This window comes from Synechocystis sp. CACIAM 05 (assembly GCF_010222815.1).
GTDB lineage: Bacteria > Cyanobacteriota > Cyanobacteriia > Cyanobacteriales > Microcystaceae > Synechocystis.
This window is the reverse complement of record NZ_CP019225.1, coordinates 567,436-588,788: the sequence shown is the minus strand read 5'-3', so window position 1 is coordinate 588,788 and position 21,353 is coordinate 567,436. Positions and strand designations below refer to the sequence as shown.

20 protein-coding genes and 2 pseudogenes are annotated in these 21,353 nt (G+C 49.3%); 8 read left to right on the top strand and 14 right to left on the bottom strand.

The annotated features are described in order from the left end of the window. Positions 1-25 precede the first annotated feature (25 nt). The gene (locus tag BWK47_RS02780; RefSeq protein ID WP_010873307.1) at positions 26-1,627 is read right to left on the bottom strand and encodes a 2-isopropylmalate synthase; all 1,602 of its coding nucleotides are present in this window, start codon (positions 1,625-1,627) and stop codon (positions 26-28) included. Positions 1,628-1,812: 185 nt separating this feature from the next. Here BWK47_RS02780 and BWK47_RS02775 point away from each other — a divergent pair, with 185 nt between their 5' ends. Then, a complete protein-coding gene (locus BWK47_RS02775) occupies positions 1,813-3,201 on the top strand; it encodes a gluconeogenesis factor YvcK family protein (RefSeq protein WP_010873306.1) in 1,389 nt (462 codons plus the stop codon). 38 nt (positions 3,202-3,239) lie between these two features. Here BWK47_RS02775 and pyrE read toward each other — a convergent pair whose 3' ends face one another. Together pyrE and BWK47_RS02765 are read right to left on the bottom strand one after the other, a co-directional pair. Beyond that, the gene (pyrE, locus tag BWK47_RS02770; RefSeq protein WP_010873305.1) at positions 3,240-3,836 is read right to left on the bottom strand and encodes an orotate phosphoribosyltransferase; all 597 of its coding nucleotides are present in this window, start codon (positions 3,834-3,836) and stop codon (positions 3,240-3,242) included. A gap of 100 nt (positions 3,837-3,936) precedes the next feature. Continuing rightward, complete coding sequence (locus BWK47_RS02765) at positions 3,937-4,557, bottom strand: hypothetical protein (RefSeq protein WP_162327478.1); 621 nt, start codon at positions 4,555-4,557, stop codon at positions 3,937-3,939. A gap of 211 nt (positions 4,558-4,768) precedes the next feature. On the opposite strand from BWK47_RS02765, the gene BWK47_RS02760 reads away from it, so the two are divergent. The 4 genes from BWK47_RS02760 (at position 4,769) to BWK47_RS02745 (ending at position 9,487) form a co-directional block, all read left to right on the top strand. After that, complete coding sequence (locus BWK47_RS02760; RefSeq protein ID WP_237269761.1) at positions 4,769-5,386, top strand: hypothetical protein; 618 nt, start codon at positions 4,769-4,771, stop codon at positions 5,384-5,386. A gap of 64 nt (positions 5,387-5,450) precedes the next feature. Next, entirely contained in the window at positions 5,451-6,233 is a 783-nt protein-coding gene (locus BWK47_RS02755; protein ID WP_162327476.1) for an MBL fold metallo-hydrolase, read from the top strand. Positions 6,234-6,457: 224 nt separating this feature from the next. Next, positions 6,458-8,770 carry a 1,4-alpha-glucan branching enzyme gene (gene glgB / locus BWK47_RS02750; RefSeq protein WP_162327475.1) on the top strand — a complete coding sequence of 771 codons (2,313 nt, stop codon included), beginning with the start codon at positions 6,458-6,460 and terminating at the stop codon, positions 8,768-8,770. A 42-nt stretch (positions 8,771-8,812) separates the two neighbouring features. After that, positions 8,813-9,487: a cytochrome b/b6 domain-containing protein gene (locus BWK47_RS02745; RefSeq protein WP_162327474.1), complete on the top strand. Its 675-nt coding sequence runs from the start codon at positions 8,813-8,815 to the stop codon at positions 9,485-9,487. Positions 9,488-9,550: 63 nt separating this feature from the next. On the opposite strand, the pseudogene BWK47_RS02740 reads toward BWK47_RS02745, so the two are convergent. Beyond that, positions 9,551-9,688, bottom strand: a pseudogene (locus BWK47_RS02740) (transposase); the annotation flags it as partial. Positions 9,689-9,914: 226 nt separating this feature from the next. Here BWK47_RS02740 and BWK47_RS02735 point away from each other — a divergent pair. Beyond that, the gene (locus BWK47_RS02735) at positions 9,915-10,127 is read left to right on the top strand and encodes a hypothetical protein (protein ID WP_010873299.1); all 213 of its coding nucleotides are present in this window, start codon (positions 9,915-9,917) and stop codon (positions 10,125-10,127) included. Between the two features lie 27 nt (positions 10,128-10,154). Here the strand turns inward: BWK47_RS02735 and recO are convergent, their stop codons facing one another. From recO to BWK47_RS02690, 9 genes and pseudogenes are all read right to left on the bottom strand, one after another. Continuing rightward, positions 10,155-10,970, bottom strand: a complete 816-nt coding sequence (recO, locus tag BWK47_RS02730) for a DNA repair protein RecO (protein ID WP_162327473.1) — start codon at positions 10,968-10,970, stop codon at positions 10,155-10,157. A gap of 823 nt (positions 10,971-11,793) precedes the next feature. Continuing rightward, positions 11,794-11,971: pseudogene (locus tag BWK47_RS16985) on the bottom strand (IS701 family transposase); the annotation flags it as partial. 161 nt (positions 11,972-12,132) lie between these two features. Further along, positions 12,133-13,260, bottom strand: coding sequence for a glutamate 5-kinase (proB, locus tag BWK47_RS02720; protein ID WP_162329588.1), 1,128 nt, complete (start codon positions 13,258-13,260; stop codon positions 12,133-12,135). Positions 13,261-13,344: 84 nt separating this feature from the next. Next, complete coding sequence (locus BWK47_RS02715; protein ID WP_010871724.1) at positions 13,345-13,464, bottom strand: photosystem II reaction center protein J; 120 nt, start codon at positions 13,462-13,464, stop codon at positions 13,345-13,347. Positions 13,465-13,496: 32 nt separating this feature from the next. After that, entirely contained in the window at positions 13,497-13,616 is a 120-nt protein-coding gene (locus BWK47_RS02710; protein WP_010871723.1) for a photosystem II reaction center protein L, read from the bottom strand. Positions 13,617-13,625: 9 nt separating this feature from the next. Next, positions 13,626-13,760 (bottom strand): cytochrome b559 subunit beta, encoded by a 135-nt coding sequence (psbF, locus tag BWK47_RS02705; RefSeq protein WP_010871722.1) that lies wholly within the window; start codon positions 13,758-13,760, stop codon positions 13,626-13,628. A gap of 36 nt (positions 13,761-13,796) precedes the next feature. Beyond that, the gene (psbE, locus tag BWK47_RS02700) at positions 13,797-14,042 is read right to left on the bottom strand and encodes a cytochrome b559 subunit alpha (RefSeq protein ID WP_010871721.1); all 246 of its coding nucleotides are present in this window, start codon (positions 14,040-14,042) and stop codon (positions 13,797-13,799) included. An 85-nt stretch (positions 14,043-14,127) separates the two neighbouring features. Continuing rightward, the gene (locus BWK47_RS02695) at positions 14,128-15,156 is read right to left on the bottom strand and encodes a photosynthesis system II assembly factor Ycf48 (RefSeq protein ID WP_162327472.1); all 1,029 of its coding nucleotides are present in this window, start codon (positions 15,154-15,156) and stop codon (positions 14,128-14,130) included. A gap of 55 nt (positions 15,157-15,211) precedes the next feature. Continuing rightward, positions 15,212-15,559: a rubredoxin gene (locus tag BWK47_RS02690; RefSeq protein WP_010871719.1), complete on the bottom strand. Its 348-nt coding sequence runs from the start codon at positions 15,557-15,559 to the stop codon at positions 15,212-15,214. 234 nt (positions 15,560-15,793) lie between these two features. On the opposite strand from BWK47_RS02690, the gene dxs reads away from it, so the two are divergent. After that, entirely contained in the window at positions 15,794-17,716 is a 1,923-nt protein-coding gene (gene dxs, locus BWK47_RS02685; protein ID WP_162327471.1) for a 1-deoxy-D-xylulose-5-phosphate synthase, read from the top strand. Positions 17,717-17,893: 177 nt separating this feature from the next. Here dxs and BWK47_RS02680 read toward each other — a convergent pair whose 3' ends face one another. Beyond that, entirely contained in the window at positions 17,894-18,640 is a 747-nt protein-coding gene (locus tag BWK47_RS02680; protein ID WP_162327470.1) for a DUF561 domain-containing protein, read from the bottom strand. Positions 18,641-18,773: 133 nt separating this feature from the next. On the opposite strand from BWK47_RS02680, the gene BWK47_RS02675 reads away from it, so the two are divergent. Further along, positions 18,774-21,251, top strand: a complete 2,478-nt coding sequence (locus BWK47_RS02675; RefSeq protein WP_162327469.1) for a phospholipid carrier-dependent glycosyltransferase — start codon at positions 18,774-18,776, stop codon at positions 21,249-21,251. Positions 21,252-21,353 lie beyond the last annotated feature (102 nt).

Sequence of the window (21,353 nt, the reverse complement as noted above, 5' to 3'; positions counted from 1 at the left end):
GCCTGGCGTAACTGTCACCGGGCCATTAAAGGGAAGCGACGACGGGGGGATGCTCCCGGGATTTCTCCAGGGCAGCATAAAGACGGTTTAATGCCCCCAGATAGGCCCGGGCCGAGGCGACAATGATATCCGTGTTGGCCGCATAGCCGGTGTAGATCACCCCGTTATGGCGCAGACGCACACTCACTTTACCCAATGCATCAATGCCTTCGGTGACGGAGGTGACGGAATATTCCAGCAGCTCATTGGGCAATTGCACAATCTGATTAATAGCTTTATACACTGCATCCACCGGGCCCGTACCGATCGCCACAGCGGTTTCTTCTGGGCCAGCCGGGGTACGAATGGTTAGGGTAGCGGTGGGCACAGAAGGCTCACCACAGGAAACCTGTACCCGTTCCAAACGGAAGAGTTCGGGGGGTTGGCGAATTTCATCGTTAACGATTGCCTCTAAATCCCAATCGGTAATTTCTTTACGCTTATCCGCCACTTCCTTAAAGCGAATAAAGGCGTTATTTAATTCCGTATCGCTTAGGTCAAAACCCAATTCCTTTAAGCGAGTGCCAAAGGCATTGCGGCCGGAGAGTTTACCCAACACAATCTGATTATTGGTTAAACCGATGGATTCCGCATCCATGATTTCGTAGGTGAGCTTATTTTTTAGCACCCCATCCTGGTGAATGCCGGATTCATGGGCAAAGGCATTAGCGCCAACAATGGCCTTATTGGGTTGCACCATCATCCCCGTTAACTCCGACACCAAGCGGGAAGTGGCGTAAATATGTTTAGTGTCAATGTTGGTCAGAGGTGCGGTGGAATCGGCGGGGCGACCCAAAAAGGGATTGAAGTAACTGCGGCGCACATGTAAAGCCATGACCAATTCTTCCAAGGCGGCATTGCCAGCCCGTTCGCCAATGCCATTGATGGTACATTCCAGTTGTCGAGCCCCATTTTTCACCGCTTCCAGAAAATTGGCCACCGCTAAGCCCAAATCGTTGTGGCCATGGACGGAAATAATCGCCTGGTCAATGTTAGGCACGTTATCGGCAATACCCTTGATTAAAGCCCCATATTCTGCCGGGGTTGTGTAACCCACCGTATCGGGAATGTTGATCGTGGTGGCTCCGGCGGAGATCGCCGCTTCTAACACTTGGTAAAGAAATTCGGGATCACTGCGCCCGGCATCCTCCGGGGAAAACTCAATGTCATTCACTAAGGATTTGGCATAGGCCACCATTTCCGGCACGATCGCCAACACCTCCGCCCTGGTTTTCTTTAACTTGTGCTCCAGGTGAATGTCCGACGTAGCTAAGAAGGTGTGAATACGGTGTTTAGCCGCTGGTTTTAACGCTTCCGCCGCTGCTTTGATATCTTTTTGGGTGGCCCGAGCTAAGCCGCAAATTACTGGCCCATTTTCCGTACCCACCGTTTGGGCAATTTTCTGCACCGCCTCAAAATCCCCGGGGCTAGCAAAGGGAAAACCCGCTTCGATAATATCCACCCCTAAACGGGCTAGAGCCCTGGCGATCGATAGTTTTTCTTCCACGGTCAGGGTGGCTCCGGGGGACTGTTCCCCATCGCGAAGCGTGGTGTCGAAAATCAAAATACGATCAACAGGACTATTCATAATAAACGCACCTTTTCAAGGGTGAAAAAGACACAGATAGATTCTGATTGTATCTTGTCTATTTAGACGTTGGCATACTTTGAAGAGGTAAAATCGGTAGCGATTGGTTTCCCCTTAATGCGTTAAGGAGTAATTTGCTTTATCGTCCCATTGCCCTTTCTTCTCCCCCTCTGCTTCCCTAGCCCATGAGCCATAGCCGCTTTAAGTCCGCTAAGTCCGCCATGCGCAAGTTGAAAACCGAACAACGGAAGTTTGGCGATCGGGTTTCCCAGCACACCTCCCCCAGGGTTAACCGCTGGTTCAAATGGATGGCTCCGGGACTGTTTGTCAAACGTTGGATGGTGATCAGCGCCGTTGGTTTGACTTTAATGTTTTTGGGCTTGGCCATTTGGGTTAAGTTGACCCCCATTTTTCGCATTACGGAATTTGTTTCCGATACCCTGGGGTTTTTGACCAATCTTTTGCCCAACTATGTTTCTGGGCCCCTGATTTTGGCCTTGGGACTATTTTTTGTCTTTTGGGGTCAAAGTCGCACCGTTGGTTCTATTTCCGAGGTGTTGCAACCGGATAACGACCAGGAATTGGTGGACGTGCTACTGGCCCACCGTCGTCTTAATAAGGGGGCTAAAATTGTCGTAGTGGGGGGAGGTACGGGCTTATCGACTCTTTTACGGGGCTTGAAACATTACAGCGCTAACATTACTGCCATTGTTACCGTGGCCGATGACGGTGGTTCCTCCGGGCGTTTACGACGGGAAATGGGTATGTTGCCCCCAGGGGATATTCGCAATTGCATTGGGGCCCTGGCGGACGAAGAAAAGTTATTAACAGAGTTGTTTCAATACCGTTTTAAAGCTGGGGATGGGCTGTCGGGCCACAGTTTTGGTAATTTGTTCCTCACTGCCATGGCGGAAATTACCGGAGATTTGGAAATGGCGGCGATCGCCTGCTCGAAGGTTTTAGCGGTGCGGGGGAAGGTGTTGCCAGCCACCCTGGACGATGTCAAATTGTGGGCAGAAATGGAGGACGGGCGCTATGTGGAGGGGGAATCCAATATCCCTGAAGCCCAAGGACGCATTCGGCGCATCGGTTGTTTACCAGAATCCCCTAAGGCTTTGCCAGCGGTGCTCAAGGCCATTAAAGCGGCCGACTATATCATCATTGGCCCGGGCAGTTTATACACCAGCATTTTGCCTAATTTGCTCATTCCCGAAATTCAAACGGCGATCGCCAAGGCCAAGGTGCCCCGCATTTATATCTGCAATGTGATGACCCAACCAGGGGAAACGGATAATTACACTGTCTCAGACCATTTAACGGCGATCGATCAAGTCTCTTCGGCAAGGCTCTACGATGCTGTGCTGGTGCAGAGAAATCCCCCTTCTGCCCCGGTGTTGAAAAAATATGCCGCCGAAAATTCCCATCCCGTTTACCTGGACCGGCAAGCAGTGATCGAAAAGGGTTGCCGCATTGTGCTAGCCAATGTGATGCAGGAGGATGAAAAAAGCCATCAGGTACGCCATGACCCCCAACGCTTAGCCCGGGTATTAATGCGCTGGTATGGCGGTCAGTAAGTTGGGGATTGGGATTCTAAGCACAAGCTCCAAAAATTCTACTTCTGCCGGTAAACCTGTTGAATATCACCGATGGTGAATAGCGCTTGGAACGTCAAACCCTGGCTTTGGTAAAATTCCCGGCCCCCCTGTTGGCGATCGACTAAGGAAATAACTGTGTCAACTTGGTAGCCCGCATTCCGCAACCTTTCCACCGCTAGCATGGCGGATTTTCCGGTGGTGACCACATCTTCCAACACCACCACTTTTGTTCCCGGAGCTAACTCTGGCCCTTCAATGTAGGCTTTGGTGCCATGGCCCTTGGCTTCTTTACGAATGATTAATGCGACCACAGGTTTTTCTTCGTAGGCAGACACCGTACTAACAGCGCTGACAATGGGATCTGCTCCTAGGGTTAACCCGGCCACCGCTTCCACTTGGTCTGGCAACTCTGTCAACAGCAATCGCCCGATCGCCAAGGCCCCTTCCGCCCGCAGGGTGACCAATTTACCGTTGATGTAGTAAGTGCTGGGTTGACCGGAGGAAAGAATAAAATCCCCTTCCTTGTAGGCATGGGTGGCCAACAGATGGAGTAAATATTGGCGTACTTGTGCCAGGGGAGCAGTTTTGAGAGCGGCCAGGGTCAAATCGGTCATAAAAGAATTTTGGTGGTTTTGTAACGAAGGATCAGCCCTTGATTGTAAGGCCCCAGGAAAAACTGAACACAAAAATAGTCCGCCATGGGAATGTTTGAGCCTAGCTTACTGGTCGTAAGATTTGCACCAGAACTCTTAGGAGATGTTCAAGATCCGCTGGGACGCGGTAAAGGTCAAGGTCTTGGGTTACGCAACGGGATTGCCGGTCTAGTTGGCCAAATTGCCAAATATTACCCGTGGAAATTGCCCCCTGTAGGACGGACTGGTCTGACTCTATCCATTGGTCAAGGGCGATCAATTCAATGGCAAGCTGAACAAAACCCCGTTCCAAATCCTCATTTTTTGCCTCAACTACCAAGAAAGTTTGATCATTTTGTAGTAGATAATCCAGTGAACCTTTTAGTTGATTACTAACCACAATGGGATACTCAACGTCCAGGTTTGCGTGGGTATAGTGCAGAACATCGGTCAACACTGGAGCAATGAGAAATTCTCTCCTTGCCATTTCGCTGGTGAGGCTGAGGCGGGGTAAGCTTTCTTCCAGGCGAGTCTTGAGGTCACCCAGACGGTTAAGGGACCCTAAATACTGGGGAAGATCGAGGGATTGACGTTGGAGAGTGACACCAAAATGCCTCAGAATGTCTTGGGGCGCAAAGTTAAGTTTGAAGTAATCAGAAAAAGTGTAACTTTGCTCAGGCCGAATAATTGAAATTCTAGGCATGACATTAGGAGAAATTAAAGTGGCGAATAATTCCAGTTTAGTTCAGACCATTTAGAGAAAATTATCGCTGCTAAAAGCTTCCAACAAGGGTTTAGTAACTGGGTAAAAGACGGACTCTTCAGTGTATGGCACCCAAGAGAGGCGCAATACCGATAAGCTGGACATAACCGCACTGAGTAATCATCCCTAGGTGTAGGGGAAGGTGAAGATCATGGGCAGGGCAAATTATCGGGCAGGTTTCTCCATTTCCCCCTTGGCGATCGCCATTAACGTTAACTTGAGCCGCCCAACGGAAAGCGCCCCATCTCCCCAGCCGTGGCAATGGATCTACACCTTCAATGACGGTAGCCAACTGCGGGGCACATTCCAAGGCTCAGTCAAACAAGGCCCCGAGTTAACCAATCCCATTCCTAGCTTTAACGTTCAAGGGGTTGGGGTAACGGAATATCTAGCTCCGGGCGATAAAACCCCTCTGTTGGCTTGGCAACCAGGACAATTTAATTGTTTTGAAATGGGGGAAAGTCTATTGTTAATGGCTTCTAGCGACAACTATGTGGGCAACAGTCTGTGCTTAGTTAACTGTCCCCAGCGGCAATGGGCCCAAATTACCCATTGGGGGAGTCGGTTGGTGGCGGAAACCTTACTGTGGGATAGATTAGTTTTCCATTGTCTAGCGGGGGATATGCCCCTCACTGTTTGGTCAATGAATTGGCAATTCTCCCCCTTTTTTCCGCCCTTTTTCCATTGGCGCTTTCAGGCTTGGCCCCCAACGGCGATCGCCAACCCAGCAACTTGCCCAGCAAATAATTCTTCCGTTCTTTTATTCTGAAACCTAGCCCTTCTTTACAATCGTTTACAATGGAGAGGAACGATCAGCAGGGAAGAAATTGGTTATGGAACTCACCTGGTACGACAGCAACTCTTGGCTAATTGAGATGGGCGGACAGAGAATTTTGCTTGATCCTTGGTTGGTGGGGGACCTAACCTTTGGCAATACGCCCTGGTTATTTCGGGGTTTTCGCTCCCAGCCCTTGGCAATTCTGGAAAACATTGATCTGATTTTGCTTTCCCAGGGTTTGGAAGACCATGCCCATCCCCCCACATTGAAAGAATTGGACAAAAGTTGGCCTGTTCTTGGTTCCCCCAAAGCCGCTGAAGTAGCAACGGATTTAGGCTATGAAACAGTCACCGGTTTACCCCATAACCAAAAATTTGTGCTTAATGACCGGGTGGAAATCCTTGCTCTACCCGGTTCCCCCATTGGCCCCACCCTGGTGGAAAATGCCTATGTGTTAACGGATCTACAAACCAGCACCAAACTCTATTACGAACCCCACGGTTTCCACTCTCCCCAGCTGCAAGACTTGGGGCCCATTGATGTGGTTTTAACCCCCGTCATTGGCATCAATATCCTCGGATTCCTGCCGGTGCTCAATGGCCAGAAAACCACCCTGGAGCTTTGTCGCACTGTCCATCCCCAGGCGATCGTCCCCACCTCTGGAGCCGCAGAATTGAACTATAGCGGTTTACTAACTAAAGTTTTACGTTTAGACGGCGATCTCAGTCAATTTCGCCAGTCCCTAATTGACGAAGGGATACAAGCTTCCCTATGGGAACCCCAGGTGGGAGTGCCCCTAACTGTTCCCCTCAATGTGCCCCAATCCACCGTTGGCTAGGTTGGAATGTTCAAATCACTGTGCGGTGTGATGCTTGATAAATACAGTGAGCCAGGGAAAACTGCAAAAAAGTGTATAAAGTAGGTTTAACTTGAATCAAAATCCTTTCTCCGCAGTCATAGCCAGGAGTAGGAAGATTACCAGCGAAGCAAGTTGTCTTCCCCTAGCTTTGGGCGGGCAAACCCCTTGCAGTATTGCCAACGTTAAAAAATCACCATAGCCGAATGACCTACACCATCAACGCTGACCAAGTCCATCAGATTGTCCATAATCTTCACCACGATCCCTTTGAAGTGTTGGGCTGCCATCCCCTCGGGGACCACGGCAAGGTCAATCAATGGGTCATTCGTGCCTATTTACCCACGGCTGAAGCGGTAACGGTGTTGCTTCCCACCGATCGCCGGGAAGTGATTATGACCACGGCCCACCATCCCAACTTTTTTGAATGTGTGTTGGAGTTGGAAGAACCGAAGAATTATCAATTAAGAATTACCGAAAATGGCCACGAAAGAGTAATTTATGACCCCTATGGTTTTAAAACTCCCAAACTGACGGATTTTGACCTCCATGTGTTTGGGGAAGGCAACCACCACCGTATTTACGAAAAACTCGGTGCTCACCTGATGACGGTGGATGGAGTTAAAGGGGTTTATTTTGCTGTGTGGGCCCCCAATGCCCGCAACGTTTCCATTTTGGGGGATTTCAACAACTGGGACGGCAGATTGCACCAAATGCGGAAACGTAACAACATGGTGTGGGAATTATTTATCCCTGAGTTGGGGGTGGGCACCTCCTATAAGTATGAGATTAAAAACTGGGAAGGGCACATCTACGAAAAGACTGACCCCTACGGTTTTTACCAAGAAGTACGCCCCAAAACCGCTTCCATTGTGGCAGACTTGGACGGTTACCAATGGCACGACGAAGATTGGTTGGAAGCTAGGCGCACCAGCGATCCCCTCAGTAAACCCGTTTCCGTTTACGAACTCCATTTAGGCTCCTGGTTGCACACCGCCTACGACGAACCGGTGAAAACTTTGCACGGGGAAGGGGTGCCGGTAGAAGTGTCCGAATGGAATACCGGGGCCAGATTTTTAACCTATTACGAGTTGGTGGATAAACTAATTCCCTACGTGAAGGAATTGGGTTACACCCATATTGAGTTACTACCGATCGCCGAACATCCCTTTGATGGCTCCTGGGGTTATCAGGTGACGGGTTATTACGCCCCCACTTCCCGCTTTGGCAGTCCCGAAGACTTTATGTATTTTGTCGATCAATGTCACCTCAACGGCATTGGTGTGATCATTGACTGGGTGCCGGGGCATTTTCCTAAGGACGGCCACGGCCTAGCCTTTTTTGACGGAACCCATTTGTACGAACATGGTGATCCCCGCAAAGGTGAACATAAGGAATGGGGCACCCTCATTTTCAACTACGGCCGGAACGAAGTGCGGAACTTTCTGGTGGCCAATGCCCTATTCTGGTTCGACAAATATCACATTGACGGCATGCGGGTGGATGCGGTGGCCTCCATGCTCTACCTAGACTATTGCCGAGAAGAAGGGGAATGGGTGGCCAATGAGTACGGCGGCCGGGAAAACTTGGAAGCGGCAGACTTTTTGCGCCAGGTAAACAGCGTTGTTTACAGCTACTTCCCCGGTATTTTATCCATTGCGGAGGAATCCACCTCCTGGCCCATGGTGTCCTGGCCCACCTACGTTGGCGGCTTGGGCTTTAATCTGAAATGGAATATGGGTTGGATGCACGACATGTTGGACTATTTCAGCATGGACCCTTGGTTCCGCCAGTTCCATCAAAACAGCATTACGTTCAGTATGTGGTACAACCACAGCGAAAATTATATGTTGGCCCTGTCCCACGACGAAGTGGTGCACGGCAAAAGCAATATGTTGGGCAAAATGCCTGGGGATGAATGGCAAAAGTATGCCAACGTCAGGGCTTTATTTACCTACATGTTCACCCATCCCGGCAAGAAAACCATGTTTATGAGCATGGAATTTGGCCAGTGGAGTGAGTGGAATGTGTGGGGTGATTTGGAATGGCATTTGCTCAATTTTCCACCCCATCAACAACTAAAACAATTCTTCACTGAGTTGAACCATTTGTATAAAAATGAGCCGGCTTTATACAGCAATGATTTTGATGAATCGGGTTTTCAATGGATTGATTGCAGTGATAATCGCCACAGTGTAGTTTCCTTCATTCGTCGGGCCAAAAATAGCGCAGAATTTGTGGTTACCATTTGTAATTTTACGCCCCAACCCCATAGCCATTACAGAGTGGGTGTTCCGGTACCTGGTTTCTACACTGAATTATTCAACAGTGATGCCCGACAGTACGGCGGCAGTAACATGGGCAATTTAGGTGGAAAATGGACAGAAGAATGGTCTTTCCATGAACAACCTTATTCCCTCGATTTGTGCTTACCGCCCCTATCGGTGTTGGTATTAAAACTAAGTCAAAATGCTGAAGAAAATACTGTGCCAGCGGAAGAGGCTAGCAACATAGCTTAGATAACTGAGTTAGCGATAATTTCCTCATCTTCGACTTTTATTATGTCCTCCACCAGTCCCACTAGTCCCTATCAATCCTTGCTATTGCGGCTCCTCCATGGGGCTATGGCTTTGTTAACTCTGTTGGCGATCGCCAGTGGCTTTTGGGTTTACAACACCTACGACGGCCGCTGGGGATCTTTACCGTTGCCGAAACCCTACTACACCCAGGATCTCCATGGCACTGGGGCTTTAGCCCTATTTCTGCTGATGTTTCCCTTTGCTCTCTACTGCTTTCACCTTGGCGATCGCCGTTTATGGTCTGACCAAAATTGGGAGCAGTTACAGAAACCAGGCACTCCGGCCTTTTGGGTGGCTTGGCAGAAATTGGTTAATACCCTCATGCTGGTGGCTTTGACCATGGCGGTGGTGAGCGGGCGCATGATGCAGGAAAGTTGGTTACCCCAAAAAGAACTCAACCATCTGCCCTATTTTTTCCATCTCCTGGGCTGGTTAATTGTCGTCCTTTGTTTGGCATTTCATTTACTATTCAGTGCCAAAGTTGGTGGCATTGCCCTCTGGCGATCGATGGTGAGTTGGGGCCGCAGAGCTAAAGATAATCCCCAACAATGGCTCTGGGATTTTCGTTGGAAACTATCATCCAAAAGTTTGCAATGGCTCCGCTGGTTAGTGCTGGCCGGATTAGTTTTTGCCTTGATTATGCCAGCCTTTGCCTGATGCGTTCGGATGACCCCAGGTTTGGGAAGCGGCCATAACCATTGAGAAGGCATTTGAAAAGTTTTAGGCAAGCCTTCGGAGCATGGAATTGAACATGGAAACATAGATCATCGTCTCACTGGTCGTAGGTAAATATTCGTGATCCTTACTCAAATGACGATAGCGACCAAGCCAAGCAAAAGTACCTTCAACAACCCAACGTCACAAAGAAAGATGGCGACTGGGCTTAGTTGATGTTTTTCCTGGTTTCAGGAGCACTTTGGAATTGATATTCAACAGGAAAAGCCAAGGGATTACCGGAGAAAAGCCCCATCGGTCAAGGATTTTGGCTGTATTTGTCCAAACTCAGCCATAGGCTAATTGGGTATAATGGCGGGTACTGACTGTCTAGAAATTTTCGCCCATTGAACCTTACTAGCTAACGCCCATGTTTCTTGAAGAACTTAAGCCAGTGACCCGTGAACTTTGTCAACAGCCGATCGCCTTTGCTGGGGGGTTTGTGTCTGGTGTGCTGCGGCTAAAATTGACCGATGATCCGCTGAAAAAATGGCTACAAAAGCAAGGGGTAACGGATTTTTCCGGGGCAGATATCAATCAAACAGCCCAGGATAATCGCCCCCAAAGCATTGATATTGACTAATTGGGCTTCAAGGGGAGGAAAGGTACGCTAAAAATCCACCTCCCACATGCTATCTAGTAAAACAGCGGCCCGGAAGCTTTTTCCCAATTGACGTTGGGCATAGTAGCGCATCAGATTTTCCGCTTTTACCCAATCCCAGAGGCGAAAATTTTTCCGGGCGATCGCCGGTAGATATTGTTGGGGTTCCGGTAGGGCAGGTTGGTTGAGTTGTTGCAATAAACTGAGTTCCATGGCTGTTAAGCGACGCATTTGGGGAATGGGGCCCATGTCGCTAGAACTGCGAAGATCGACAATGCCCCCCAATTCTGGGCTAAAGCCCACCCGCCATTGGCGATCGTAAAAATTGGGACTAATAGTTTCGGCCGTGATGGCACAGTGATGAAATTGGGGGGCAAAGCCCTCTGCCCCGAGGCAATGGAATAATGCTTGGGCTAGATGGCCATAGATATTTTCTACTGTGGCTTCCGTTTCTAACCGTCGTAGATGTTCGGTAAACAGTTCATACAGGGATGTTTGGGCACTGGCCTCTGTCCCGAGGGCCAGGATTAGCTCGATTAAGTACTGCCCCGCCGCCAAATTACAAACATTTTGCCCCAGGCCAGGGTAAGAATATTGGGTTTCCGCTTGGTTGATACGGTCCAAACTTTTTCCCGCAAATAGCAGAAATTGGTTAACTACAAATAGTTCGGTGCGACCCCTGAGACTAGATTTTGGTTTTCTAGCCCCCGGCGCAATGGCTCGGATCAGACCATACTCCGGCGAGAAAATGGTCACTAGGCGATCGGATTCCCCAAAGGCCATACCTTTCACAACAATGCCTAGGGTTTGATAAGTACGGCTCAAATTAGTTTCTGGTTATTCTCTGCCAGTTCTCTAAACTATATGATAGCAACGAAATTTTAGGAGAAAGTGTCATTTTTGCAAAAATCGAAAAATAACTTCCAGACTATTTAGAGCGTGTTTGTCTAGTCTAAATTAACTGACAACGTAGCAATACGATATAGAAGCCCTACATTCTAAAACTAAGTCAAATGCCTCGGATGGATTAGGATCGACAACATAACAAGATGGTGCTTCTCCTCCCTGTCGCATATAAGACGACATTTCTCCACATTCTTGCAATCCGTTCGCATAAACTAAGCTAGTTGAAAAATTATCATGTACCACTTGATCATAGGGGTGTAAACAAATTCCACTACTTGCTCATGTTCTTATTGGTTGACGAAGGGCACGATTAAAAGCGAATTCCCTAGATTGACCAATTATAACCCTGTTATTTCGCATAGAGACAATCGCTTTCATTTATTCATTCATTACATCAGCATAATCTTTGGTTCCGTTTAACAATAAATGATTCCTTAGAAGTGATTTCTAAAGAAAATATAAAGAAAAGAGGATAGGAAAAATCTGTTTTTTATGGTGGAAAGATAAAAATTGAGTATTGTCGATGAGCAATTTGCCGAACGTAGTTAATCCTCAGCGCAAGCTATACGCCAGTGACATGAGTGATGAGGATTGGAAGATAATCGAGCCCAAGTTACCAGCACCGAAAGGATTTGGGCGTCCTAGAGAGTTGGACCTGCGAGAAATATAACTAATTAGTATAACTATGAGGCACTAGGCTATGCAGTAATCTTGAATAACTTTGTCTATGCGATTTTTGCTATACTACCCTGGCTATTTCTGGAAATGTTTTTCTCTTGATATTCGCTATTAATCCTAGATGCAAATATTTAAAGTACTTAAAGCTTCTTACTTCTAGAAAGTAAGTCTCTGTAGCTTTCACAATATTTGTCGATAAACTGTACTGTTTCTTTTGCTTGACGGGGGCAACCATATATCACCTCTGCCTTTCACCCTTTCTTCTCTGTTTTATCCTTCCTACAATGATAGAAGAGCGATAGGCGAACTCCCAACTTTCTTCAATATCTGGGATTAATTCTGCCAACATACCGGGTTGGGACAAAAATAATTCGTAAAATCATTTGTCTGTCTTCACACTCTTCTAATTTTCTTGTAATACTAAATTGTCTCGATGGATCACTGTATCTGGCCCCACGTAGCCTAACACTGCGGCGATCGCCTCGGAATGGAGTCCCTTAATTTTTTCTAGCTCGTTACAGTTGTAATTAACTAATCCCCGCCCTAATTCTTGACCCTGGGGATCACAGATTATGACGGCATCGGTGGCACTGAATTCCCCTTCTAGGGCAACCACCCCGATCGCCAATAGGGATTTGCCCCTAGCTTTGAGGGCCTGGGCCGCCCCAGCGTCAATAATAATTTTCCCGGTGGGCACTAAACCATAGGCGATCCAACGTTTACGAGCATTATCGGAGCGGGGTTGGGCTTCAAACTGAGTGCCCAAATTAGCTCCCTGGAGGATGGCTAAAATTTGCTCGGGTTTTTGGCCATGGGTGATGACGGTGCGGACTCCCGATCCCGTAGCAATGCGGGCAGCGGTGATTTTGGTGGCCATGCCGCCGGTGCCCCAGGCGGAACCAGTGCTATCGGTGCGGACTTGTAATTGGGCTAATTCAGCGGCTTTGACTAGGGGAATGGGATAGGCATCGGGATCTAAACGGGGATCACTGGAATAAAGGCGGTCAACGTCAGTGAGCAAAAATAGCCAATCCGCTTCCACCAAGCTGGCCACTAAAGCGGACAAAGTATCATTGTCGCCAAATTTTAGTTCATCGATCGCCACTGTATCGTTTTCATTGACAATGGCAATTACCCCCAACTCGAACAGAGCTTGGAAAGTGTTGTAGGCGTTGACGTAGGCAGTACGTTCAATCAGTTCCCGTCTGGTGAGCAAAATTTGGGCAATGGGTTGCCGGAGACTACTAAAAAGGTCGTCATAGGTCCGCATTAATCTGCCCTGGCCCACCGCGGCGATCGCCTGTTTAAAAGCCATTTTTTTCGGTCTTTCTGTCAATCCCAAACGACTACATCCCACCCCCACGGCCCCAGAGGAGACTAACACCACCCGATGGCCTTGGCCGACTAACTTGCACACAGTTTCTACCAAAGCAGCAATGGTGGACAGGGCCAACTGACCCGTTTCCGGGCGAGCTAGACTAGATGTACCAATTTTAATCACCAAAGTTTGGGGTTGCATTGCCATTGTTATCTATTCCGGGAGGAAAAATTGCCATAAAAAAAGTGGGCCAAGCCCACCTCAAAACCATGATATTGTGTGGCGGCTAGCCCTCGATTACATGGAAGAACCTAAACCAGCATAGGCTCCGTAGAAAAATAACCCTAGGACACCAATGGCGCCAATACCGGCCACTACACCCACCACCCACAAAGGGATTCTGCCTTCTGCGAACATACCATGCCTCCTAAATTGCGTATTAAAAAAGTTTAGTTAAAGAAATAGCTGGAGAACAAAATCCCCAACACAGCCACCAACAATAGACCCAGGTATAAAGAAGTGCGATTCAATTCCACCGGTTGGCGGTTTGGGTTTGAATTTCTGTCCATGAAAAACTCCTAGCGTTGAATAAATTGCATCGCGGCGATCGCCCCGACAAAGAAGACAGAGGGCACCGCCAGGGTGTGAACCGCCAGCCAGCGCACCGTAAAAATGGGATAAGTAACCGGTTGATTAGGATTTTGGGTTGCCATTGTTAATTACCAACTAAAAAAGAACAATTAAATGTTTTATTGATTAAACTCTTGAATTTCCTGATTAATGTCGTAGCGTTCCTGGAGAATGGGCAACTCTTGACGGGTCTGGGTGAAATACTCATCGGGGCGGGGAGTGCCGAAAGCATCGTAGGCTAAGCCTGTGCTGACAAACAACCAACCAGCAATGAACAACATCGGGATGGTGATGCTGTGGATCACCCAGTAGCGAATGCTGGTGACAATATCGGAAAATGGACGCTCGCCGGTAGTCCCTGACATTTTGTGTTCTCCTTCAATTTTTCAAAACAACATTGACTGACAAATGCAAAGCAAGTAGAGTCTAGTCTACTATTTTGTGAGCCGCCTAGGGAACCATTGCCACCTCGGCGCTGGGGTTATATTTGAGCAAAATCCCATCCTGCCCCAACACAAATCCTTTTTCCGGACTGAGGAACACCACCCGATAAAGATTGGCTGGAATATCCTCCACCCCAGTGTCCTTTGCCCAGGTTTGCCCTCCGTCCTGGCTCATCAACAGGTTACCGCTGGCCCCTGCCACCCACACTTCTTCGGGGGTACGGAAGGATAGGTCGAGCAAACCCCAACTGCCCTTATCCTGGGGCGCAATGACATCGCTCCATTCCTCCGCATCAGGATCGGTGCTGAATTGTAGTTGCCCCCCCCGGGCTAACAACCATAGTTGGCCGTCCTTGCCATAGCCCATGGTCTGTAAACGTCGGGAAGAGTTCCGGTTATGGGGAGTCCATTCCGTTTGTCCCGGTGCCCAGGTGGAATAAAAATTACCCCGGGCTGACACCGCCACATAACGACCATCAGGCGACCGTTGAATGGTGCGGGCTACCCCTACAGCCCCCTCCACCAAAGCTTTCCAGTTTTTGCCCCCATTGGTGGTTTTGTAAATAGCACCCAAATCCGTAATCATTTCCGCCGTCTGGGGTCCCAGGGCAATAATACTGTAGGGAGCACCCGGTAATTTTTCACTCAAGGGAATGCGGGCCCAGGTTTGGCCCCCATCAGTGGTGTGGAGCAAAATGGAAGGCTTGCCAGTAATCCATCCCTCATTGCCAGAGAAACTAACGGCGGAAAAACTAGCCTTTTCTTCTCCCAGGTCAATCAGCTTCTGCTCCCAGGTATCACCGCCATCGGTGGTTTCAAAAATAGTCTCCTTGGTACCCACCAGCCAACCATGGTTCGGATCTTCCGTGAAGGCAATATCCGCAAAGGTAGAATCTGTTTCCAAAGCAATTTCTTGCCAGGGATTGAACGCCAAATCCGGCACATGGCTGCAGCTCACACAGAAAACGGCGATCGCCGCCACTAGGACAAGTTGCTTTAGTTGCTCAAACTTCAAACTGGGGAATTTAAAAGGCATTGTGAACAGGAATAATCAACGAGTACAGCAAGGGCTCAGAGGGAAAATTGAAGCCTTATCCCATGCCGTAAAGGCTCAGGAAAAATAGAAAAATGACGAAAAGACTACCGAAAATTAGTAAATTCTTCTTGCCACCGCTCATACGGTTAAAGCCAAAACCATAGTTAAGGTTCTCGGCAAAGCCAGAGGGAGCATCGGTCTCCCCGGTGCTGATGAAGTAGTTGCGGGGGGCGCCACACACCGGACATTTCCAATTAAGGGGTAGGGCCTCAAAGGGAGTGCCGGGGGAAACACTAGTCTTTTGATCCCCTTGGCTGGGAATGTAAACATAACCGCAGGCCCGGCATTCATGGTTTGGGGATGCCAACTCCGCCAGGGTCTTTTCAGGGGGACGCTCACTCATGGCTACTACAGCAGGAACTGGGGGTAAATCTTTAGTAATCTTTGTTAAAAATTATGACATCTTCGCTACCCTTTTCCCCAGCCTTGTCAATGGGGATTCATCATTGGTTCACCGAATGTTTTGTCCAGACTGTGACTGGGGTTTTCCAACCTAACTTCCCTTCACCCAATGGGTTAAAGTGTGAGAAGTCTGAAAAAAGTTCCATAATTTAGCCATCGTTAGTCCCAATCCACCATGCACATAAGCGAACTGACCCACCCCAATGAGTTAAAGGGTTTATCTATCCGTGAGCTGGAGGAAGTTTCCCGGCAAATCCGAGAAAAACATCTCCAAACTGTGGCCACCAGCGGCGGTCATCTGGGGCCCGGGTTGGGAGTGGTGGAACTGACGGTGGCCCTATATTCCACTCTTGATTTAGACAAAGACCGGGTGATTTGGGATGTAGGACACCAAGCCTATCCCCACAAAATGTTGACGGGACGTTACCACGATTTCCATACCCTGCGGCAAAAAGATGGGGTGGCTGGTTACCTCAAACGCTCTGAAAGTCGTTTCGACCATTTTGGTGCTGGGCACGCTTCCACAAGTATTTCCGCTGGTTTGGGCATGGCTTTAGCTCGAGATGCCAAAGGGGAAGATTTTAAAGTGGTTTCCATCATTGGTGATGGCGCTCTAACCGGGGGCATGGCCCTGGAAGCGATTAACCATGCAGGGCATTTGCCCCATACCAGACTAATGGTGATTCTCAATGACAATGAGATGTCCATTTCCCCCAATGTGGGAGCCATTTCCCGGTATTTGAATAAGGTCCGCCTCAGCAGTCCGATGCAGTTTTTGACGGACAATCTGGAGGAACAGATCAAACACTTGCCCTTTGTGGGGGATTCCCTCACCCCGGAGATGGAAAGGGTCAAGGAGGGAATGAAACGTCTTGTTATCCCCAAAGTGGGAGCGGTGATTGAAGAACTAGGATTTAAATATTTTGGTCCCATTGACGGTCATAATTTACAGGAATTAATCGATACCTTTAAACAAGCGGAAAAAGTGCCTGGTCCGGTGTTTGTCCATGTTTCCACCACCAAGGGCAAGGGTTATGACTTAGCCGAAAAGGATCAAGTAGGCTACCACGCCCAAAGTCCTTTCAACCTTTCTACCGGCAAGGCCTATCCTTCTAGTAAGCCAAAACCGCCTAGCTATTCCAAGGTTTTTGCCCACACGTTGACCACCCTGGCTAAAGACAATCCCAACATTGTCGGTATCACTGCTGCGATGGCCACCGGTACGGGGCTAGATAAACTGCAAGCCAAATTACCCAAGCAGTATGTGGATGTGGGCATTGCGGAACAACATGCTGTAACCCTAGCGGCGGGCATGGCCTGTGAGGGCATTCGTCCAGTGGTGGCCATCTATTCCACCTTTTTGCAACGGGGTTACGACCAGATTATCCACGACGTTTGCATTCAAAAATTACCCGTATTTTTCTGTCTGGACCGGGCCGGCATTGTGGGGGCCGATGGGCCCACCCACCAAGGGATGTATGACATTGCCTATCTCCGTTGCATTCCCAATCTAGTGCTGATGGCTCCCAAGGACGAGGCAGAGTTGCAACAAATGTTAGTAACTGGCGTTAACTACACCGACGGGGCGATCGCCATGCGTTATCCCCGGGGTAATGGCATCGGGGTGCCCCTGATGGAGGAAGGTTGGGAACCGCTGGAAATTGGTAAAGCTGAAATTCTCCGGTCGGGGGATGATGTGCTTCTGTTGGGCTACGGCTCCATGGTCTATCCCGCTCTGCAAACAGCGGAATTACTCCACGAACACGGCATCGAAGCAACGGTGGTTAATGCCCGCTTTGTTAAACCACTAGATACGGAATTAATTTTGCCCTTGGCCGAGCGCATCGGCAAAGTGGTGACCATGGAAGAAGGTTGCCTCATGGGGGGCTTTGGCTCAGCAGTGGCGGAGGCCCTGATGGATAACAACGTGTTGGTGCCCTTGAAACGTTTAGGGGTGCCCGACATACTTGTGGACCATGCCACTCCGGAACAATCCACCGTTGACCTTGGTTTAACCCCAGCCCAGATGGCGCAGAATATTATGGCTTCACTGTTCAAAACTGAAACTGAATCAGTTGTCGCTCCTGGAGTTAGTTAGCAGGAATTTTGATACATTTTGCATTTGTCGAGGGGCATAGTGGTTTTAACACTCCCCCTTGCAAAGTTTGGGTTTGCCCCCAAATCCCCCAAATATTGGAGGATTTTTATCTATTTTCCTCACAAGTTTGAGGGAACCGGGGGCGTCTAACCTATTTAGTCGAACTTAAACCGATAGTTAGGCAACCCGCACAGGCTGGGCCACCAAGGCATCGGCCAGGCGACGGACAGCGGCCACCATGGCCACTTGGTCGTTCAATTGGTTAATGGCGGAACCAACCCCTACTCCACTGGCTCCAGCAGCGATCGCCATGGGAACGGTGACATCGGATAGGCCAGAAGCACATAGTACGGGGACATTAACGGCTCGACTGATAGCGTGGGCAGCGGCCAAAGTGGGAGCGGCTTTCTCAATCAAGCCTAAAATCCCAGGGTGATGGGGTTCGGCACTGGTCCCCCCTTCAGTTTGGATGATGTCGGCTCCAGCGGCCACTAAAGCTTCGGCTAACTGTACCTGTTCGTCCAGAGCAAGGATGTGGGGCACGGTAACGGAGAGCAAAGTATGGGGCAACAATTGACGGGTGGCTTTGGTGAGGGCCAACACTTCCGGCCCTTCAAAACGACGACCCTGGGCGTAAAAACTGTCAAAGTTACCAATTTCCACCAAGTCAGCTCCGGCGGCCACCGCTTCGGCTAATAATTCTGCTTCCACCGCCGACACACAGATGGGCAAATCAATGGCGTGGCGCACCTGTTGGATCAATTGGCGATCGGCTGCAATGTCCACAAAAGTAGCTCCCCCAGCCTGGGCGGCCCGGGCCACGGCTAAAACATTGGCGCTATCGAAGTTATTTAAACCGCTAATTACCTTTAAGGCGGTACGATTTTCCAGGGCCTGGTGGAGTTGGGCAAGGTTTGCACTCATAGGATTACCAAAATGATTAATGCTGAATGGTAAGCCCCCCTAACCCTAACCGTTTGGGTCAGGCCAGGAAGACTCTCGGTGCCCAATCATAAAAGATGGGCTGTTGGTATCCATCTTACGTCTAACCCCTGCTATGGTTAAGCAAATTTTGTCTAAATCCTGGGGAGTGCCCCTGCTGTTGGCCATGGTGTGGCTTGGTAGCAACGGCCTCGATCGCCTGTGGCTAGGGATGGATCAAACAGTGCCAGCTTGGGACCAGAGTAATCACCTATCCTACGGCCTGGAATATTTGCAAGCCCTACGATCGCCGGAGTTTTTGAGCGGGGAATGGTGGCGGAGCTTTTGGATGTTGTCCCCCAAATATCCCCCTTTGACCTACATAGTCAATGCTCCTTTCCAGGGGCTGGGCGGCCCAGGTAGTGATCTGGATTTACTGAGTAATTGGCTGTGGAGTGGCATTTTAATTCTCTCTGTGTACGGCTTGGGAAAAAAACTCTTCAGCCGGGAAATTGGCCTGTGGGCAGTGGCTATCATGGTTTTGATTCCCCGCTTAATCCATAGTCGTTTGATTGTGTTGTTGGACAGCCCACTGCTGGCTTTTACCCTGTTGAGCTTTACCTGTCTGACCTATTGGAAAGAGGCTAAAGGTCGTCGTTCCCAATGGCTCTGGGCGATCGCCACTGGAGTTGGGTTGGGACTAGGTTTGCTCTCCAAACAAAGCATCATTTTCTACCTATTTTTTCCCCTGGTGGGCTTGGGATTGTGGACTCTGTGGACCAAACAATGGCAACGGTTAGCCCAATTGCTAGTGGGTTTACTGGCAAGCATTCCCCTTTGGTATCCCTGGTATCGCACCAACTGGATTTACCTCTTCAGCACTGCCCAAAACTCCAATGCCATCCCCGCCACTTTAGAGGGGGACCCCCCCATTAATACCCTGGCTGCCTGGACTTACTACTGGCAAGATTTACCCAATGCCCTGTCCTGGGTCTGGTTAATACCGCCCTTGGTGGGGGTAATTCTGTCCCTGCTCAATCGTTTTCCTGCTTCGTTGCAGATACCTAGTTGGCGGGAAGCGAAACCGGGGTTGCTGTGGCTGGGATATTACTACGGCGGCACTTATTTAATCTGTTCGGCCATTCAAAATAAAGATGACCGCTACATTTTGCCCTATTTGCCCATTGTGGCTATTTTTCTGGCCTTCGGTCTGACCCGTTGGTGTGGTCGTTGGTTGTGGGTGCGCTGGGGTACGTTGGCGATCGCCATTTTGGTCACCCTCGGCAATTTATTTCCCATCCCTGGCAGTGATGGCATTGTCCAAGCCCTCAACCCATCGGTGTTATTTCGTCCCGATTTTGTTTTGCCTGCCCCCAACACGGAAGTCATTACCGCTGCCATGGAAACCACCCCGGAGCAAAGAATTAATTTGGGTGTGATTCCCAACAGTCCAGCAATCAATCCCAATACGCTGAATTATTATGGGGCGGCGGCAGATTTTCGGGCTTACGGTCGGGAATTGAGTCGTAACGGGCAAATTATTCAACAGGATCAGCAAAATTTCGACTGGTTCTTGACCAAAACTGGAGATAACTATTTAGCTGACCCAGTACAAGTGGAGTTGGGAGAAGCCATTGCCCAGAATAGTAATTTTACCGCTGTGCAAACCTGGCCTTTGCCCGATGGCAGTAAGTTGAACCTCTGGCACCGTCGCCAACCCAGGGTGGAGGTTAAACCCAGTCAAATTAATACCGAATTGCCCCAATTGACCAAAGTTGATTTACCCACCAGCGCCCCCCCCGGTCAACCCGTACCCATCACTTACCATTGGCAGGGCAACGGCGATCGCCTTAGTCAAGGGATTGTTTTGCTCACTTGGCAAAATGTTGCTGATCCTAAGCAAGTTTGGTTCCATGACCATGCCATCGGTTTGGGAGAATTGCTTCCTTCCAGTAGAAATCAAGGAGTTGAAGTAATTGAAAGGACAAGTATGTTGCCTCCAGCGGATCTACCTCCAGGCAATTACCGCCTAACAGGACAATGGTTAGATCCCAGCACCATGACGGCCCAACCCTTACCTTTACCAGACATTACCCTAACCTTAGCTGCCGATGCTCCGGCTTTGTCTGCCCCACCATTGGATTTTGTCAGCCAACTGTACCATTTAGCGCAAAATTTGCAGCAGGGTATTGCTGGATTAGAGCCGGTTTTCGCCCAGGTAGACCGGATTAATTTATACGATCCTCGCCATGACTATCTCCGGCAGGGGGATGCTAGTTGGACCTATCGCCTCAGCCAAAATCCCGTTGATGCCCTCCGTTTGACCTATGCCCAAGTTTTGGCCCGGGTATTGCAGGAAAATCCTCCCCAGGCGATCGCCGCTTTGCAATCCTTAGTCCAACTAGATCCGCAAAATCCCTACGCCCATGCTTATTTAGCCTTTGTTCATCTTTACGATTGGCAGGGACACCAGGGGGAACAAGCCCTCAAACCTGCTCTGGCCCTAGCTCCCGATAATCCTGAAATTAATGGCCTCCAGGCGATCGCCCTCTTTATGCAAGGAAAAATCTGGCCCGCTTGGCAAACGGTGCAACAATCTGGACTGCTCAATTAGTTGACTCAAAACTAGGAGGATTGCCTGAAATTTTGTGTCTTGATTCGAGAGGATTTCAGACCGTTGCCGTTAAAATTGGGGCTAGTGATTAATTGTGACCCT

Excerpts from the sequence above, each read along its gene's own strand:
- BWK47_RS02690 (WP_010871719.1), bottom strand. The coding sequence starts at position 15,559 with ATGAGTGAGCGTCCCCCTGAAAAGACCCTGGCGGAGTTGGCATCCCCA.
- BWK47_RS02695 (WP_162327472.1), bottom strand. The coding sequence starts at position 15,156 with ATGCCTTTTAAATTCCCCAGTTTGAAGTTTGAGCAACTAAAGCAACTT.
- BWK47_RS02745 (WP_162327474.1), top strand. The coding sequence starts at position 8,813 with ATGTCCTCCACCAGTCCCACTAGTCCCTATCAATCCTTGCTATTGCGG.
- glgB (WP_162327475.1), top strand. The coding sequence starts at position 6,458 with ATGACCTACACCATCAACGCTGACCAAGTCCATCAGATTGTCCATAAT.
- BWK47_RS02715 (WP_010871724.1), bottom strand. The coding sequence starts at position 13,464 with ATGTTCGCAGAAGGCAGAATCCCTTTGTGGGTGGTGGGTGTAGTGGCC.
- dxs (WP_162327471.1), top strand. The coding sequence starts at position 15,794 with ATGCACATAAGCGAACTGACCCACCCCAATGAGTTAAAGGGTTTATCT.
- psbF (WP_010871722.1), bottom strand. The coding sequence starts at position 13,760 with ATGGCAACCCAAAATCCTAATCAACCGGTTACTTATCCCATTTTTACG.
- BWK47_RS02755 (WP_162327476.1), top strand. The coding sequence starts at position 5,451 with ATGGAACTCACCTGGTACGACAGCAACTCTTGGCTAATTGAGATGGGC.
- BWK47_RS02735 (WP_010873299.1), top strand. The coding sequence starts at position 9,915 with ATGTTTCTTGAAGAACTTAAGCCAGTGACCCGTGAACTTTGTCAACAG.
- pyrE (WP_010873305.1), bottom strand. The coding sequence starts at position 3,836 with ATGACCGATTTGACCCTGGCCGCTCTCAAAACTGCTCCCCTGGCACAA.
- BWK47_RS02675 (WP_162327469.1), top strand. The coding sequence starts at position 18,774 with ATGGTTAAGCAAATTTTGTCTAAATCCTGGGGAGTGCCCCTGCTGTTG.
- BWK47_RS02760 (WP_237269761.1), top strand. The coding sequence starts at position 4,769 with ATGGGCAGGGCAAATTATCGGGCAGGTTTCTCCATTTCCCCCTTGGCG.
- BWK47_RS02680 (WP_162327470.1), bottom strand. The coding sequence starts at position 18,640 with ATGAGTGCAAACCTTGCCCAACTCCACCAGGCCCTGGAAAATCGTACC.
- BWK47_RS02775 (WP_010873306.1), top strand. The coding sequence starts at position 1,813 with ATGAGCCATAGCCGCTTTAAGTCCGCTAAGTCCGCCATGCGCAAGTTG.
- BWK47_RS02780 (WP_010873307.1), bottom strand. The coding sequence starts at position 1,627 with ATGAATAGTCCTGTTGATCGTATTTTGATTTTCGACACCACGCTTCGC.
- BWK47_RS02765 (WP_162327478.1), bottom strand. The coding sequence starts at position 4,557 with ATGCCTAGAATTTCAATTATTCGGCCTGAGCAAAGTTACACTTTTTCT.
- psbE (WP_010871721.1), bottom strand. The coding sequence starts at position 14,042 with ATGTCAGGGACTACCGGCGAGCGTCCATTTTCCGATATTGTCACCAGC.
- BWK47_RS02710 (WP_010871723.1), bottom strand. The coding sequence starts at position 13,616 with ATGGACAGAAATTCAAACCCAAACCGCCAACCGGTGGAATTGAATCGC.